General features: G+C 63.6%; 15 protein-coding genes. 6 read left to right on the top strand and 9 right to left on the bottom strand.

Annotation, left to right across the window (positions count from 1 at the left end; all coding sequences use genetic code 11):
• Nucleotides 1–99: 99 nt before the first annotated feature.
• The 5 genes from BGK68_RS13840 to BGK68_RS13820 all read left to right on the top strand — a co-directional run bounded on the left by BGK68_RS13840 (nt 100) and on the right by BGK68_RS13820 (nt 4,156).
• Nucleotides 100–1,059: an ABC transporter substrate-binding protein gene (locus BGK68_RS13840; protein WP_075257581.1), complete on the top strand. Its 960-nt coding sequence runs from the start codon at nt 100–102 to the stop codon at nt 1,057–1,059.
• Between the two features lie 3 nt (nt 1,060–1,062).
• Entirely contained in the window at nt 1,063–1,860 is a 798-nt protein-coding gene (locus tag BGK68_RS13835; protein ID WP_075257580.1) for an ABC transporter ATP-binding protein, read from the top strand.
• A complete protein-coding gene (locus BGK68_RS13830) occupies nt 1,857–2,675 on the top strand; it encodes an ABC transporter permease (protein WP_075257579.1) in 819 nt (272 codons plus the stop codon). Before BGK68_RS13835 ends, BGK68_RS13830 begins: the two co-directional genes overlap by 4 nt.
• 65 nt (nt 2,676–2,740) lie before the next feature.
• Nucleotides 2,741–3,304, top strand: a complete 564-nt coding sequence (locus tag BGK68_RS13825; RefSeq protein WP_075257578.1) for a nuclear transport factor 2 family protein — start codon at nt 2,741–2,743, stop codon at nt 3,302–3,304.
• 39 nt (nt 3,305–3,343) lie between these two features.
• Nucleotides 3,344–4,156 (top strand): alpha/beta fold hydrolase, encoded by an 813-nt coding sequence (locus BGK68_RS13820; protein WP_143433205.1) that lies wholly within the window; start codon nt 3,344–3,346, stop codon nt 4,154–4,156.
• A 33-nt stretch (nt 4,157–4,189) separates the two neighbouring features.
• Here the strand turns inward: BGK68_RS13820 and BGK68_RS13815 are convergent, their stop codons facing one another.
• The 3 genes from BGK68_RS13815 to BGK68_RS13805 all read right to left on the bottom strand — a co-directional run bounded on the left by BGK68_RS13815 (nt 4,190) and on the right by BGK68_RS13805 (nt 6,588).
• Nucleotides 4,190–4,513 carry an antibiotic biosynthesis monooxygenase family protein gene (locus tag BGK68_RS13815; RefSeq protein ID WP_075257576.1) on the bottom strand — a complete coding sequence of 108 codons (324 nt, stop codon included), beginning with the start codon at nt 4,511–4,513 and terminating at the stop codon, nt 4,190–4,192.
• Between the two features lie 114 nt (nt 4,514–4,627).
• Entirely contained in the window at nt 4,628–5,557 is a 930-nt protein-coding gene (locus tag BGK68_RS13810) for a quinone oxidoreductase family protein (protein WP_075257575.1), read from the bottom strand.
• 110 nt (nt 5,558–5,667) lie between these two features.
• A complete protein-coding gene (locus tag BGK68_RS13805; RefSeq protein ID WP_075259829.1) occupies nt 5,668–6,588 on the bottom strand; it encodes a LysR family transcriptional regulator in 921 nt (306 codons plus the stop codon).
• A gap of 240 nt (nt 6,589–6,828) precedes the next feature.
• Between BGK68_RS13805 and BGK68_RS13800 the strand changes: the two genes are divergently transcribed.
• Complete coding sequence (locus tag BGK68_RS13800; protein WP_075257574.1) at nt 6,829–7,329, top strand: flavin reductase; 501 nt, start codon at nt 6,829–6,831, stop codon at nt 7,327–7,329.
• A gap of 34 nt (nt 7,330–7,363) precedes the next feature.
• On the opposite strand, the gene BGK68_RS13795 is transcribed toward BGK68_RS13800, so the two are convergent.
• The 6 genes from BGK68_RS13795 to BGK68_RS13770 form a co-directional block, all read right to left on the bottom strand.
• The gene (locus BGK68_RS13795) at nt 7,364–8,578 is read right to left on the bottom strand and encodes a Fic family protein (protein ID WP_158035455.1); all 1,215 of its coding nucleotides are present in this window, start codon (nt 8,576–8,578) and stop codon (nt 7,364–7,366) included.
• Nucleotides 8,579–8,823: 245 nt separating this feature from the next.
• Nucleotides 8,824–9,051: a formate dehydrogenase subunit delta gene (locus BGK68_RS13790; RefSeq protein WP_075257572.1), complete on the bottom strand. Its 228-nt coding sequence runs from the start codon at nt 9,049–9,051 to the stop codon at nt 8,824–8,826.
• Between the two features lie 74 nt (nt 9,052–9,125).
• Nucleotides 9,126–9,968 (bottom strand): formate dehydrogenase accessory sulfurtransferase FdhD, encoded by an 843-nt coding sequence (gene fdhD, locus BGK68_RS13785; RefSeq protein ID WP_075257571.1) that lies wholly within the window; start codon nt 9,966–9,968, stop codon nt 9,126–9,128.
• Between the two features lie 73 nt (nt 9,969–10,041).
• Complete coding sequence (gene fdhF, locus BGK68_RS13780; protein WP_075257570.1) at nt 10,042–12,915, bottom strand: formate dehydrogenase subunit alpha; 2,874 nt, start codon at nt 12,913–12,915, stop codon at nt 10,042–10,044.
• Nucleotides 12,916–12,975: 60 nt separating this feature from the next.
• The gene (locus tag BGK68_RS13775) at nt 12,976–14,538 is read right to left on the bottom strand and encodes a formate dehydrogenase beta subunit (RefSeq protein ID WP_075257569.1); all 1,563 of its coding nucleotides are present in this window, start codon (nt 14,536–14,538) and stop codon (nt 12,976–12,978) included.
• On the bottom strand, nt 14,538–15,014 hold the full coding sequence (locus BGK68_RS13770) for a formate dehydrogenase subunit gamma (RefSeq protein WP_075257568.1): 477 nt from the start codon (nt 15,012–15,014) through the stop codon (nt 14,538–14,540). The genes BGK68_RS13775 and BGK68_RS13770 overlap by 1 nt, the downstream gene beginning before the upstream one ends.
• Between the last annotated feature and the right edge of the window lie 55 nt (nt 15,015–15,069).

The following is a 15,069-nucleotide window of genomic DNA, read 5'->3' as shown; positions in this document are numbered from 1 at the left end:
GCGGCGCAAGACATACCTGTTCTGCATGTGCTGCTCTGTAGTTGCTGTCCCCCGCCATCTCCACTGGCGTTCCACCCACTGACAAAGAGGACCAAGCTCGTGACCCATTCCACTCCCTCGCCCCATCGCCGCAAGCTCCTGCTGGGCGCGGCTTCCATGCTCGCCGCAGGCGCCCTGCCTGCCGTGCCAGCCCTGGCGCAAGGCGCACCCGTGACCATCGGTGTGGGCGCCGACCCGGTGTTTACCGCCTTCTTCGTGGCGGCCAATGAAAAGCTCTTCGCCAAGCACGGCGCGCCCAACGTCAGCGTGCAGTCCTATACCGACGGCGGCGAAGCGCTCAATGCGCTGGTGGCCAACCAGGTCAACCTGGGCTGCGCGGGAGAACCGACCCACATCGTGCGCCTGGCGCGCGCCGAACTGCGTCCGCTGGCCGTGACCTACCAGTCACGCACCTACCTGAAACTGGTGGCGCGCAAGGACATCGCCTCGGCCGACAAGATCAGAAAATTCGGCATCGTCGCCGGCTCGGTCTCGGAATACGTCACCGGCCTGACCATCCGCCAGCTCAAGCTCGATGCCAGCAAGATCGAGATGGTGCGCTCCGGCCCGCCGGAATTGCCGGCCCTGCTGGCGCGCGGCGACATCGACGCCTACTTCGTCTGGGAACCCTGGCCCACGCTGGGTGTGCAGCAAGGCGGCCATATCCTGATGACCTGTGGCGATGTCGGCTACACCAGCACGCTCTGGCTCTCGGCCACCGCCCCCTGGCTGGCGGCCAACAAGGAGGTGGCCGGCAAGATCCTCAAGGCCCTGGCCGAAGCCGCCGAGATCACCCGCAAGGACCCGCCACGCGCGGCCCAGTCGGTGCAGGCCATCACCCGCATCCCGATCCCGCAGACGCTCAATTCGCTCAAGGACATGGAGCCGGTGGTGCGCGACTTCAGCGACGCCGATCTGGCCACCGCCAACGCGATCGGCGAATTCCTGCTGTCACGCCAGGCCATCAAGGCTCCGGTGGACATGAGCAAGGTGTTGCAACGCGGCTTCTACAAGGGGTAAGCCATGGCGCACGGATCTTCTGTTTCCCTCAAGCGGGTGGGCCTCACCATTGGCAGCAATGACATCATGGCCGGCATCGATCTCGATATCCGCGCCGGGGAATTCGTCTGCCTGCTCGGCCCCTCCGGCTGTGGCAAGTCCACCCTGCTCAACGCGATTGCCGGCTTCCAGGATGTCAGCGGCGAGATCAGCGTGGACGGCAAGCGCGTCAAGGGTCCGGGACTGGACCGTGGTGTGGTGTTCCAGTCATCGGAGGCGCTGTTTCCCTGGCTGAGCGTGCGCGAGAACGTCGAGTACGGCCTCAAGCTGCGCGGTGTCGCCAGCGCCGAGCGGCGCGCCGCGGCCGAACGCTATGTCTCGCTGGTAGGCCTGAAGCACGCCATCGACAAGTTCCCCGCCGAACTCTCGGGCGGCATGCGCCAGCGCGCGCAGATTGCACGGGTGCTGGTCAATGAGCCTTCGGTGGTCTTGATGGACGAGCCCTTCGGCGCGCTGGATGCGCAGACGCGGGAGGTCTTGCAGAGCGAGCTGGATCGCATCTGGAAGAGCACCAGCTGTACCATCGTCTTCGTCACCCACGACATCTGGGAAGCCATCCTCCTGGCCGATCGCGTAGTGACGATGACCGCCGGTCCACGCGCCCACATCAAGACCATCGAAGAGGTGCATCTGCCGCATCCACGCGATCCGGCCGACCCCGCCTGCATGGCGCTGTATGCGCGCATCCGCGACGACATCGGTGCGGAAGTCACGCGCGTATTGCGCGCCCAAGGTTTGCTCGAGGAGGAAACAGTCAAATGACGCAGTACACACAGACAGCCACGCCGACGGCGCAAGAGTCGGCCATGCCATCCAACCTGGGCCGTCGCCTGAAAGCCGCCCGGCCCTTCCTGATCTCGGTGATCGCCATCGTCGGCGGCCTGGTGCTCTGGCAACTGGTCTCGATGACCACCTCGCCGCTGTTCCTGCCATCGGTCTCGATGACCTGGGCGGCGGCGCTGGAGCTGATCAGCGACGGCACCCTGCAGCAATCGGTGCTGGCCTCCTCCGGCCGCATCCTGGCCGGCTGGGGTGCGGGGGTGGTGATTGGGGTGCCGCTGGGTATCTTCATGGGCCGCTTTGAAACGGTGCGGCAGTTGCTCGATCCGTACATCGAGTTCTTCCGTTTCATCCCGCCCATCGCCTTTGTCACGCTGGCGGTGATCTGGCTTGGCCCGGGCGAGCTGTCCAAGATCGCGCTGATCTTCTATACCACCGTCTTCATCGTCACCTTGAACACCATTGCCGGCGTGCAGGCCGTGAACCCGCTGCGCCTGCGGGCGGCCGCCTCGCTGGGTGCGGGACAGTGGAAGATCCTCAGCACCGTGATCCTGCCCTCGACCGTGCCATTCATGGTCACCGGTGCGCGTATCGCCATGGGCAATTCCTTCCTCACCGTGGTGTCGGCCGAGATCGTCTCGGCCCGCGAAGGACTGGGCGCCTTGATCTGGACGGCGCGCAACTTCAGCCGCACCGAGTGGGTGTTCGTGGGCATCATCGCACTGGGCATCCTCGGCTACCTGTTCGACCGTGTATTGCGCGTGGCGACCCGCAAGCTGCTGGCGCGCTATCTTTGACCGCCGGCGCAGGCCGGCGGTCGGTTGCATCTTCATCAACAAGACAGACTCAGAGACACATCACCATGACCGATCTCCACCAGGAAATCCTGCAACTCAAACGCCGCCTCGACGTGCTCGACGCCGAAGCCGACATCCGCCGCATCCAGGCCCGCTACATGTTCCTGTGCGACACGCCCTGCCCCGAACCGGTAGCCGATGATGCCGAGCGCATCGAGAAGATCCTCGAACTCTATGCCGAGGACGCCATCTGGGAAGGCGTGGGCGCCTACTACGAAGGCCAGTTCGGCCAGGCCGTCGGCAAGGACGCCATCCGCAAGCACTTCCAGGCCTTCTGGGGCCAGAAGAAGGATCCGGCGCTGCTGCTGAACGTGCATTACCTCACCTCGGAACAGATCCACGTCAATGCCGAATGCACCCAGGCAGATGGCCAATGGGTGCATTGCCAGCCATGGATCTTCGGAGATGGGTCGTCGCTGCTGCGTTCCAGCCGGCTCAACAATCTGTTCAAGAAGGTCGATGGCGTCTGGAAGATCGCCCGTACCCGCACCGAGAATGTCTTCGTCGCGCCCTTGACCTCGGGTTGGGCCAATAATGTGCCGACTTATTCGGTGCTGATGAAAGACTAATTTTTTATATCATTTAGTGCCTTAGCGTCATTCATGTCGATGCATCCCAAGCCACCCGCCATCCGCCGCCAGTTCATCGACACCAGCGCCGGCCCATTGCACCTGGCCAGCGCTGGCGAGGGCTTCCCGGTACTGCTGCTGCACCAGACGCCCCGTTCCTGGGACGAGTTTCGCGACGTGCTGCCCCTGCTGGGACAGCGCTACCGCGCGCTCGCCCTCGATACGGCGGGCTTTGGAGATTCCTGCAGGCTGGCTTTGCACGAGCACTCTATCGAGCGCTGGGCGCAACTGGCGCTGGAGGTGATGGATCAGCTGGAGATCGGCAAAGCCGCCGTGGTCGGCCATCACACCGGCGCCGTCACGGCCATGGAGATCGCAGCGGCAGCGCCCGATCGGGTGGCGGCGCTGGTGCTGTCGTCCTGCCCGTTCAACGATGCCGCCCGCCGCACTGCTCACGCGGGCCAGCGCACCATTGACGATGTGCCGGTACGTGAGGATGGCGGTCATCTGCAGGAATTATGGCAGCGCCGCCAGCCCTACTATCCGGCGGGCGATACCGACCTGCTCTCGCGCTTCCTGGTCGACGCGATCAAGGCGGGACCGATGGCCGCGCACGGCCATGTGGTGGTTCGCAATTATCGGATGGAAGAACGCATTGGACTGGTGCGCGCCCCCACCCTGGTGCTGCGCGCCGGACGTGATCCGCACGCCGCGCCTTATGGTGAACGGATCGCCCGAGCTATTGCGGGGAGTCAGATACAGACGCTGGAAGAAGGCATGGTGCCCATGCCCGACCAGATGCCTGAACAGTTTGCCCAGGCGGTCATGGCCTTCCTGCAACGCACTTGCTGAAGGCCAGGCGCTGGCGCGCAGGCCCCATGGGATTCAATCGCGGGAAAAGGCGTAGTCCCGTTCGACCTTGCAGATACGCGTCTTGTAGGCCTGGTACCACTGCTCGCGGCCCAGGCGCTGGGCCATCTGGTGATCCAGGTCGCGTTTCCAGGCGGAGATGGCTTCCAGGCTGGACCAATAGGACACGGTGATGCCCAGTTCTTCGCGCGCCGATTCCACGCCCAGGAAGCCTGGCTGGCGCGAGGCTGCTTCCACCATCGCCTCGGCCATCTGGCCGTAGCCATGATCGCCCTCGGTGCGCAGCGAAGTAAAGATGACGGCGTAATAGGGAAGATCTCCGGTGGCGGCAATGCGCATGGTCTGGCTCCAGGAAATGAGTATCAGCGGGGGGAAAGTTACGTACGCTCCCGCCCGAGGGCGTCATTGTGACTGTTTTCAAGCGCCTGCGCTGACCGCAACCTTACCCTATAGCTAACCGATATCCAGCACCAGCCGCCCGCGCATGACCTCGCCGGCTTCGATCATCTGGTGCGCCCGTGCAATCTCCTGCATCGGCAACACTCCGCTCACGGCAGGACGCCAGACGCCTTGCTGCGCCAGCGCCGCTACCTGTTGCAAGATGGACTGATCCTCATGGATCAGCGCGCGCCTGACGCAGACACCGAACTCCTCCCCCCTCTCCCGTATCGGCGCGGCCACCAGCCAGACCAACTGCCCGCCCCGTCGCAGCATGCGATAGGACTGGTCATGCGCGGCCCCGCCCACCAGATCGATCACCACATCCTGGCCGCGCACACTGCCCAGCCCATCGCGATCATAAGCGAGCACGTGCGACGCGCCCAGCGCGGCGACGTACTCGACATTGCTGCTGCGGCAGCTCGCCGTCACCTCGGCGCCCAGGTGCGCCGCCAGCTGCACCATGAGACTGCCCACCGCACCCGAACCTGCATGGATGAAGACCTTCATGCCGGCCGCAATGGGGGCGGTCTGCATCAGCGCAATCCAGGCGCTGCAAGCCGGCTGCAACAGCGCAGCGGCTTGCTGCATGGACAGCACATCGGGCTTGCGCACCACCTGTTCCTGCGGCAGCACCAGCTCGGCCAGCGTCGTGCCGCGTCCCGACATGGACGGCATGACGCACACCGCCTCACCGACTTGCAGCGTATGCACGCCTTCACCCAGCGCCGTGATGACGCCCGCACCATCGCGACCCGGCACCTTGGGCAAGTCCAGCGCTACCAGATGTTGCAGCAGGCCCGCGCGCAGCTTGGTATCCACGGGCGCCACGCCGGCAGCCTGCATGGCCACGCGCACGTGGCCGGGCGGCAAGGGCTGTTCATCGAGGTCGCACAGATGGAGTACGGAAGGCGGTCCGTAGTGGTGATAGCAGATGGCGCGCATGGCGGTAGGTAGAAAGATCGGTCTGGCCCGTAGTGTCGGGCCACCCTCACCGATGGTCAAATCAACGCAACTGATGCGCCCTATCGGGCGCGATCATCATGGCTGTCGTGCTAGGCTTCGGCGCGTCCGAACATCTCGATCAGCAGACTCCGTAGCCACTGGATGCCGGTGTCACCCGAGAAGCGCGTGTGAGTGTAGATGCTCACCGGAATGCGCGGCATCTCCAGCGGCAGGTCCAGCAGCACGAAGGCATGATCGAGGTTGTTGCGCTCGGCGATGCTGCGCGGCAGGAACAGCGCCAGGTCGGTGATGCGGACGATCTGCGGCGCTACCGTGAAATGCGGCATGCGCAGCGCCACGTCGCGCTTCACGCCCGCATTGCGCAGCACATCCTCGGCCAGCTGGTGGCCGGTGGTGTTGGTGACGGTGTAGACGTAGCGCAACTGCAGCAGGTTCTCCAGCGTCAGCGGACCTTGGGCCAGCGGATGTTCCCGGCGCAGCATGCAGATGTAATCGTCATAGAGCACCAGCTGGCTCTGGCAGTCTTCCGGCAGGCCGGGCAGGTAGCCGAAGGCCAGGTCGACATCGCCATTGCGCATGGCTGCACCCAGGTTTTCCATGGCCATCTGCTGCACCTCGATCGACACATGCGGCGCGGCATGGGCCAGCTCTTCCATCAGCAGCGGCAGCACGTGGCTGCACGACATGTCCGACATCACCAGGTGGAAGGTGCGGGTGGCCGTGGCCGGGTCGAACTGTGCGTGGGTGTGCAAGGCCTCCTGCAGGATGTCGAGCGCGCGTGCGATGGGCTCATGCAGGCGAATGGCCGTTTCGGTCGGCACCATGGCGCTGGTGCTGCGCACGAACAGCGGATCATCGAACATCTCGCGCAGGCGGCGCAGTGCATGGCTCACCGCCGGCTGCGTCAGGTGCAGGCGCTCGGCGGCGGCGGTGAGGCTGCGCAGCTCCCAGATGACGATGAAGGTCTTGAGCAGGTTCAGGTCGGCTGCGGCGATATTCATTTGCTTCATGCGGAACATTCCAGACAATCATTTGACCCGTGATTTGCTCAGGGTCTATTGTTCATCCCAGGACGCAGGCTGTTGCAAGCGCTGCGTTCTCCCTCTCACCGGCTGGCCGGCATGCGCCAGATAGCGCTGCAGACGCTGCTGCTGATGGCGCTACTGATGGCGCTAATAATGGTGTCAGTAATGGCGCAAAGGATACGAAGCCTGGTGCCGGATGTCACCTCATTTTTGGATGGACCTACCATGAAGCAAGACTTTCGCGACGCCATGGCGCGCCTCTCAGCGGCCGTCAACATCATCACCACCGACGGTCCCGCAGGCCGTGCGGCAATGACGGTCAGCGCCGTCAGCTCGGTCTCGGATGACCCGGCCACGGTTCTGGTCTGCATCAACGTCAGCAGCGCAGCGCATCCTGTCCTCGTCGGCAATGGCCGCCTGTGCATCAACATCCTGGCCGCGCATCACGAAGAGGTGGCGCGCATCATCGCCGGCATGACCGGGCTGGCCGCCGAGGAACGCATGGCGCAGGTGCGCTGGGAGATGGGTGACTACGGCCAGCCGGTGCTGCCGGATGCGCTGGCGGTGCTGGAAGGGGATATCGTGTTGCAGCAGCAGGCGGGGACGCACAGTGTGCTCTTCGTGGAGATCCGGCGCATTCGCCTGGCGGCGTCGCAGGCCGATGGACTGGCTTACTTCGGGCGCAGGTTTCATCGAATTGCGGCGGGGGTGCCGTTGGCGGCGTGAGGGGAACGAGGCAACTGCGCCTGGCTCACCTGCTTTACTCGCCTCCGACAGGCTGCATCTCCAAACCCTCCACCTCAGGCCACAATCCCGGGAAGAGATAACGGAAACTGCCCATGGGGAAGCCCGGCTGCAACACCGCCATCCGTCCTTCGGAGACAATCAGTCGCTGCTCCAGCAAGCGACTGATGAGTCGCGTCGCAGTGCGATCCGAAATATCGAGTGCGGCCTTGAACTCGCTACGCTCCATTTGCCCGGCGCGGAACAGACGATACAGGACCTTGCCCAACAGTTCGGGCCGCAGGATGCTGCGGTGATGCTGTACCGGCTCCCGGCCAAAACCATGCGCGAACAGCAGTGCCAGATTGACGTAGCGGGCTTCCATTTCCGGAAACCGCAAGAGTTGCCCCATGAATCGAACCTGATCCAGGCAGGTATCAAGCCAAAAGCGGATGAAATCGGCCAGTCCCTTGGAACTTAACTCACCCCTGCCATCGGTGGCGTTGCGACGGGGCAAGTCCGCCTGATGCAGGGCGCCGTAGTAGGCCTGCTGGTTACGCGCCAATCCACGCATGGGTGACCACAGCCCATCCATCAATCCGAGGTGATGCAACAAAACATGGTTTTGCAGACGGCTGACGCGTCCATTGCCATCCATGAAGGGGTGTATCCACGACAGCCGATGCAAGGATGCGCCAGCGACGATGATCTTGCTGACATCGCGGTATTGCACCTTGCCGTAGCGATCGTGGAAGTGCGCCAGCAGATCGGGGAGCAGTTTGTGCTCAGGTGCCGTATGCGCCCCGACTTTCACGGCGTGCCGACGCAGAGCCCCCGGCTGAAAGCGCCCGCGTTCACGGCCATTCTGATCAAGCACGATGGTGCTTTCATCATGCAGCCGTGCGTACAGCGACGCATGCAGATCGCTTATCCACTCCTGAGTGAACATGAAATCCCACGGCACAGTCTGCGCACGCGATTCGAACTCCTCTTCCACCGCCATGTGCGCCAACGCCAGGACCTGACGCTTGTGGATCTCGGCATCGGCTGAAAAATGGCGGTGCAGCGCATCTTCAAGATCAGCGGGATAGGTATGTTGGCCCTCGATCTTGTTAGAGTAGTATGAATTCATCGCGCGCAACATACTCGCCAACACCTGCCGGGATTGCTCCCCGACATGCGAGAGCAGCACGATGGACTCGGCCCGCAGATCCGAGGCCAGCTCCAGCAAGGGGACCAGATCCGAGTTCATGGGCAGTACCGGTTCTATCTTTCCAATGGCGGGCATTTGGCGGACTTTCGTGATTTAATTGCCGTCAATTTTATCCACTTAATCAATAACTTAACAACTCATTTTCACACCTATTGGCGTTCTATTGGCGCAATACCGAAAATTTATTGGCGGACTATCTCACTTACCACCGCGCGCAAGCCGCTGACAAAAAAACCGCCCAGCAAGCTGAGCGGTTTCAATGAATCAGCAAAGGCGCCGCAGCGCTACACCGCCAACTGTTGCAAATGCCGATTGACCGCCTCCAGCACGATGGCGTCCACGCCCTCCCCTTGCGTCTTCTCGATATGTTCCAGGAAGGCCTTGCGCATGCGCGGCTCCCAGAAACGCTTGAGATGGGTGGCCAGGTCGGCGATGGCCTGGTCGCGGTCGGGCATGGTGGAAAAGAAACTGCCAATCTGGTTGGCCATCTTGACCAGGTGTTCGGTATTCATAGGGGTCTCCTCCTGCTCTGTTCGTCAATCCGTCAGTCCATCAGTCCAACAATCGGTTCGCCCAGGCCAGCGATTCATCGCAAGCGATGCGGCCGTGCATACACCACATGCCCCTGCTTGCGCACAAAGCCCAGCAGCGTCACATCCGTCTCTTCGGCCAACCGGATCGCCAATGCGGTCGGGGCTGACACGGCGGCGATGAAACCGATGCCCACCGTGGCCGCCTTCTGCACCATCTCGTAACTGGCGCGGCTGGTGATGATGGCCGCGCCCTGCGCAAAATCCGCACCCTCTTCCGCCAATGCGCCGATGAGCTTGTCCAGCGCATTGTGGCGGCCCACATCTTCGCGCACCAGCACGATGCGCCCGGAGGCATCCATCCACGCCGCCGCATGCGTCGCGCCCGTGGCCTGCAGCAATTGCTGCCCCGCCTGCATCTGCTCGAAGGCCGCATGCACCTGCTGCACCGAGAACGAGGCAGCGCCCTGCACCGCCTGCGGATGTCGCACGGCCTGCTCCAGCGTCTCGGCCCCGCACAGGCCGCAGCCGGTGCGGCCAGTCAGGTTGCGGCGCTTTTCCTTCAGCGCCACGAAGCGCTCGGTGGCAATGCGCATCTGGACCTGCACACCTTCGCAGCCGGGCACGATCTCGCATTCATACAGCTCGCTAGGATCGGCCAGGATGCCTTCGGTGAGCGAGAAGCCCAGCGCGAAATCTTCCAGGTCAGCGGGCGTGGCCATCATCACGGCATGCGAGATACCGTTGTATTCCAGCGCGATCGGGACTTCCTCTGCCACTACATCTTCCACGGTCTCGCGCTGGCCGTCGCGCCAGCGATCCACCTGCACGCGGGTGAAGGTGGCGTAGTCGCCGGTGCTGTCGTCGATGAGGGGGCTGCTGGGCTTGCTGGTGTTCATGCTGTCCTGCTGGGTAGGTTGGGCTCGTGTCTGCGGAAATCATGGCAGCACGAGCCCGCCGGGGCTGCGTTGCCTACTTCGTCACCAAGGGCTCGGCCTGCACCTCGCCCTTGAGCAGATCGAGCTGCTCGCGGTTGAAGCGCTCGTAATGCTGCTGCCATTGCGAGGGCTGCGTCACCGGCATCACCTGCACCGCCGTCACCTTGTACTCGGGGCAGTTGGTGGCCCAGTCGGAGTTGTCGGTGGTGATCACGTTGGCGCCCGATTCCGGGAAGTGGAAGGTGGTATAGACCACCCCCGGCTGCACCTTCTCGGTCACGGTCGCCCGCAGCACGGTCTGGCCTGCGCGCGACTCCACACCGACCCAGTCACCCTCGCGGATGCCACGGTCCTCGGCATCGTGCGGGTGGATCTCCAGCCGGTCTTCGCTATGCCATTGCGAGTTCTCGGTGCGGCGCGTCTGCGCGCCCACGTTGTACTGCGACAGGATGCGGCCGGTGGTCAGGATCAGCGGGTAACGCTGCGTCACCTTCTCGTCGGTGGCGAAGTATTGCGTGTTGATGAACTTGCCCTTGCCACGGATGAAGCTGCCCACGTGCATGATGGGCGTGCCTTCCGGAGCGGACTCGTTGCAGGGCCACTGGATGCTGCCGAGTTTTTCCAGCTTGTCGTAGCTCACGCCATGGAAGCTGGGCGTCAGGGCGGCGATCTCGTCCATGATTTCCGAGGGGTGATTGTACGGCATCGGGTAACCCAGCGCTTCGGCCAGCGCCACCGTGACTTCCCAGTCGGACTTGCCGGCCTTGGGCGGCATCACCTTGCGCACGCGCGAGATGCGGCGCTCGGCATTGGTGAAGGTGCCATCCTTTTCCAGGAAGGACGAACCAGGCAGGAAGACGTGCGCATACTTGGCCGTTTCGTTCAGGAACAGGTCTTGCACCACGATGCATTCCATGGCCTGCAAGGCCGCGGCGACGTGCTGGGTATTCGGGTCCGACTGCACGATGTCCTCGCCCTCGCAGTACAGGCCCTTGAAGCTGCCATCGAGGGCCGCATCGAACATGTTGGGAATGCGCAGGCCCGGCTCCGGGTTCAGCGTCACGCCCCAGGCCTGTTCGAACTGACCGCGCACGGTGGAGTCCGAAATGTGGCGATAGCCCGGCAGTTCATGCGGGAAGGAACCCATGTCGCAGGAACCCTGCACATTGTTCTGGCCTCGCAGCGGGTTCACGCCCACGCCTTCGCGGCCGACGTTGCCGGTGCACATGGCCAGGTTGGCGATGCCCATCACGGTGGTCGAACCCTGTGCATGCTCGGTCACGCCCAGGCCGTAGTAGATCGCGGCGTTGCCGCCGGTGGCGTAGAGGCGAGCCGCGCCACGGATGATGTCGGCGGGTACGCCCGTAATGGCGGCCATGGCTTCGGGGGAATTGTCTTCGCGCAGGACGAATTCCTTCCAGTCCTTGTACGACTGCAGGTCACAGCGTTCCTGGATGTAGGACTCGTTCTGCAGGCCTTCGGAGAGGATCACGTGGGCCAGAGCGGTGATGATGGCGGTGTTGGTGCCGGGGCGCAGCTTGAGGTGATAGTCGGCCTGGATGTGCGGCGACTTGACCATCTCGGTGGTGCGCGGATCGATCACGATCAGCCTGGCGCCCTGGCGCACGCGGCGTTTGATCTGCGAGGCAAACACCGGATGGCCCGCAGCCGGATTGGCGCCCATGATGAGAATGACGTCGGACTTCATCACCGATTCAAACGTCTGGGTGCCGGCCGATTCGCCCAGGGTCTGCTTGAGACCATAGCCGGTCGGCGAATGGCACACGCGCGCGCAGGTATCGACGTTGTTGTTGCCGAAGGCGGCGCGCACCAGCTTCTGCACCAGATAGGTTTCTTCATTGGTGCAGCGGGAGGAGGTGATGCCGCCGATGGAATCCTTGCCATGCTTGGCCTGGATGCGGCGGAACTCGCTGGCCGCGTAGGACAGCGCCTCTTCCCAGGACACTTCACGCCACGGGTCGTTGATGCTCTTGCGGATCATGGGGTTGAGGATGCGGTCCTTGTGGGTCGCGTAGCCCCAAGCGAAACGGCCCTTGACGCAGGAGTGGCCCTGGTTGGCCTTGCCATCCTTGTACGGCACCATGCGCACCACTTCATTGCCCTTCATCTCGGCCTTGAAGGAACAACCCACGCCGCAATAGGCGCAGGTGGTGACCTTGCTGTGCTCGGCCTGGCCCAGCATGATGACGGTCTTCTCGGTCAGCGTGGCGGTCGGGCAAGCCTCGACGCAGGCGCCGCAGGAGACGCATTCGGATTCCATGAAGGCTTCCATCTGCCCTGCCGACACCCGCGATTCGAAGCCACGGCCATTGATGGTCAGCGCAAAGGTACCCTGGGTTTCTTCGCAGGCCCGCACGCAGCGGTTGCAGACGATGCACTTGGAGGGGTCATAGGTGAAGTAGGGATTGGATTCATCCTTCTTCATCGTGGTGTGGTTCTCGCCCTCGTAGCCATAACGCACTTCGCGCAGGCCGACCACACCGGCCATGTCCTGCAGTTCGCAGTTGCCGTTGGTGGGACAGGTCAGGCAATCCAACGGGTGGTCGGAGATGTAGAGCTCCATCACGCCGCGCCGGATCTCGGCCAGCTTGGGGGTCTGCGTCTGCACCTTCATGCCCGGTTCGCAGGGCGTGGTGCAGGAGGCCGGATAGCCCTTCATCTTGCGGCCATCCTTTTCGATCTCCACCAGGCACAGGCGGCAGGAACCGAAAGGTTCCAGGCTGTCGGTGGCGCATAGCTTGGGCACGTTGATGCCGGCCTCGACTGAGGCGCGCATGACCGAGGTGCCGGCTGGCACGGTGACCGCCACGCCGTCGATCTCCAGCGTGACCATGTTTTCCGAGGCACGCGCGGGGGTGCCGTAATCCGTTTCATTGAGCTGGTTCATGTGCAACTCCTTGCATTCGCTAATTCGCTAATTTGCTGGTTCGCTACTTCGCTGATGGGATCAGGCCGCCTGTTCGCTGGGCGCGCCGAAGTCTTCCGGGAAATGGTTCAGGGCCGACAGCACCGGGAACGGCGTCATGCCGCCCATGGCGCACAGCGAGCCATTGACCATGGTGTCGCACAGGCTCTTCAACAGGTGGATCTGTTGCGGCCGTTCCTCGTTGGCGATGATCTTGTCGATCACTTCCACGCCGCGTGTGGAGCCGATGCGGCAAGGGGTGCACTTGCCGCAGGATTCCACGGCGCAGAACTGCATCGCGTAGCGTGCCTGCCGGGCCATGTCCACACTGTCATCAAAGGCCACCAGGCCACCGTGGCCGATCATGGCGCCGATGGCGGCAAAGGCCTCATAGTCCAGCGGCGTATCGAACTGCGAGGGCGGCAGGTAGGCGCCCAGCGGGCCACCCATCTGCACTGCGCGAATCGGCCGGCCACTGGCGCTGCCGCCGCCGAAGTCTTCCAGCAACTGGCGCAGCGTGAGGCCGAAGGCCTTCTCCACCAGACCACCCTGGCGGATGTTGCCGGCCAGCTGGAAAGGCAGCGTGCCATGCGAGCGGCCTACGCCATAGTTCTTGTAGAAGTCCGCGCCCCGCGCCAGGATCACCGGGACCGAGGCCAGCGAGATCAGGTTGTTGATCACGGTGGGCTTGCCGAACAGGCCTTCGATCGCCGGCAGCGGCGGCTTGGCGCGCACCACGCCGCGCTTGCCTTCCAGGCTTTCCAGCATGGCGGTTTCTTCGCCGCAGATGTAGGCCCCGGCGCCCTTGCGCACTTCCAGGCGGAAGGACTTGCCGGAACCCAGGATGTCATCGCCCAGGTAACCCTGTGCATGGGCAATGGCGATAGCTTGCTCCAGGGTGGCAATCGAATGCGGATATTCGGAGCGCACGTAGATGTAGCCTTCGGTCGCGCCCACGGCGAGACCGGCAATGGTCATGCCTTCGATGAGCGTGAAGGGATCGTCTTCCATGATCATGCGATCGGAGAAGGTGCCGGAGTCCCCTTCGTCGGCATTGCAGACCACGTACTTCTGCGCCGATTGCGCGCGCAGCACGGTCTGCCATTTGATGCCGGTCGGGAAGGCCGCGCCGCCCCGGCCACGCAAGCCGGAAGCTATCATCTGCTGGACGATGGCCTCGGGCGTCTTGGCCAGCGCATTCTTCAGGCCCACGTAGCCTTCGTGGGCCAGGTAATCTTCCAGCGAGAGGGGATCGATGATGCCCACGCGGGCGAAGGTGAGGCGCTCCTGGTTCTTCAGGAAGGCAATCTCTTCGGTCAATCCCAGGTGCAGCGCATGCTGGCCGCCTTGCAGCAGGCTCGCATCGAACAGCCCGGCGACATCCTCGGGCGCCACCGGCCCATAGGCTACGCGGCCCGCCGCAGTGGCCACTTCCACCAGCGGTTCCAGCCAGAACATGCCGCGCGAACCATTGCGCACCAGCCTGATGGACTGGCCGCGTTTGTGCGCCTCGGCGGCGATGGCGGCGGCCACTTCATTGGCGCCCAGCGCCAGCGCGGTGGAATCACGCGGGACGTAGACGGTCACGGTATCGTTGGTGCTCATCATGCCTCCCGCTTGGCCTGGATCAGGCGCTTGAACTTGTCGGCATCGACGCGGGCGTGCAGCTCGTCATCGAGGGTGAGGTTGGGACCGATGGCGCACTGGCCCAGGCAATACACGGACTCCAGCGTGAACTGGCCATCGGCGCTGGTTTCATGGAAGCCGCAGCCCAGCACGTTCTGCGCATGCTCGGCCAGGGCTTCGCTGCCGCGCGCCTGGCAGGCTTCGGCGCGGCAGACCTGCACCACGTGCCGGCCCGCCGGTTCCTGGCGGAAGAAGTAATAGAACGAGATCACCCCATGCACCTCGGCACGCGAGACATTCAACTCCCCCGCGATCATCGGCACCGCATCGGCGGGGATATAGCCGACCTTTTCCTGGATGCCATGCAGGATGGGGAGCATGGCGCCGGCCATCTCCTTGCGCTCGGCGATGATGCCGCGCACCGCCGCCACGTCGAAAACCTGTTGCCTCTTCATTGATGCCTCCTGTGTTGCCTTGATGCGGACCTTGTCCCTCTCCCGGAGGATCTTC

The sequence above is a fragment of the Herbaspirillum camelliae genome (assembly GCF_001929405.1).
GTDB lineage: Bacteria > Pseudomonadota > Gammaproteobacteria > Burkholderiales > Burkholderiaceae_D > Herbaspirillum > Herbaspirillum seropedicae.
The sequence above is the reverse complement of the archived record's forward strand: the minus strand, read 5'-3'. Positions and strand labels throughout refer to the sequence as shown.

Coding starts and splice junctions, on each gene's coding strand:
- BGK68_RS13835 (WP_075257580.1), top strand. CDS start 1,063: ATGGCGCACGGATCTTCTGTTTCCCTCAAGCGGGTGGGCCTCACCATT.
- BGK68_RS13830 (WP_075257579.1), top strand. CDS start 1,857: ATGACGCAGTACACACAGACAGCCACGCCGACGGCGCAAGAGTCGGCC.
- BGK68_RS13825 (WP_075257578.1), top strand. CDS start 2,741: ATGACCGATCTCCACCAGGAAATCCTGCAACTCAAACGCCGCCTCGAC.
- BGK68_RS13820 (WP_143433205.1), top strand. CDS start 3,344: ATGCATCCCAAGCCACCCGCCATCCGCCGCCAGTTCATCGACACCAGC.
- BGK68_RS13815 (WP_075257576.1), bottom strand. CDS start 4,513: ATGCGCATTGCCGCCACCGGAGATCTTCCCTATTACGCCGTCATCTTT.
- BGK68_RS13810 (WP_075257575.1), bottom strand. CDS start 5,557: ATGCGCGCCATCTGCTATCACCACTACGGACCGCCTTCCGTACTCCAT.
- BGK68_RS13805 (WP_075259829.1), bottom strand. CDS start 6,588: ATGAAGCAAATGAATATCGCCGCAGCCGACCTGAACCTGCTCAAGACC.
- BGK68_RS13800 (WP_075257574.1), top strand. CDS start 6,829: ATGAAGCAAGACTTTCGCGACGCCATGGCGCGCCTCTCAGCGGCCGTC.
- BGK68_RS13795 (WP_158035455.1), bottom strand. CDS start 8,578: ATGAACTCGGATCTGGTCCCCTTGCTGGAGCTGGCCTCGGATCTGCGG.
- BGK68_RS13790 (WP_075257572.1), bottom strand. CDS start 9,051: ATGAATACCGAACACCTGGTCAAGATGGCCAACCAGATTGGCAGTTTC.
- fdhD (WP_075257571.1), bottom strand. CDS start 9,968: ATGAACACCAGCAAGCCCAGCAGCCCCCTCATCGACGACAGCACCGGC.
- fdhF (WP_075257570.1), bottom strand. CDS start 12,915: ATGAACCAGCTCAATGAAACGGATTACGGCACCCCCGCGCGTGCCTCG.
- BGK68_RS13775 (WP_075257569.1), bottom strand. CDS start 14,538: ATGAGCACCAACGATACCGTGACCGTCTACGTCCCGCGTGATTCCACC.
- BGK68_RS13770 (WP_075257568.1), bottom strand. CDS start 15,014: ATGAAGAGGCAACAGGTTTTCGACGTGGCGGCGGTGCGCGGCATCATC.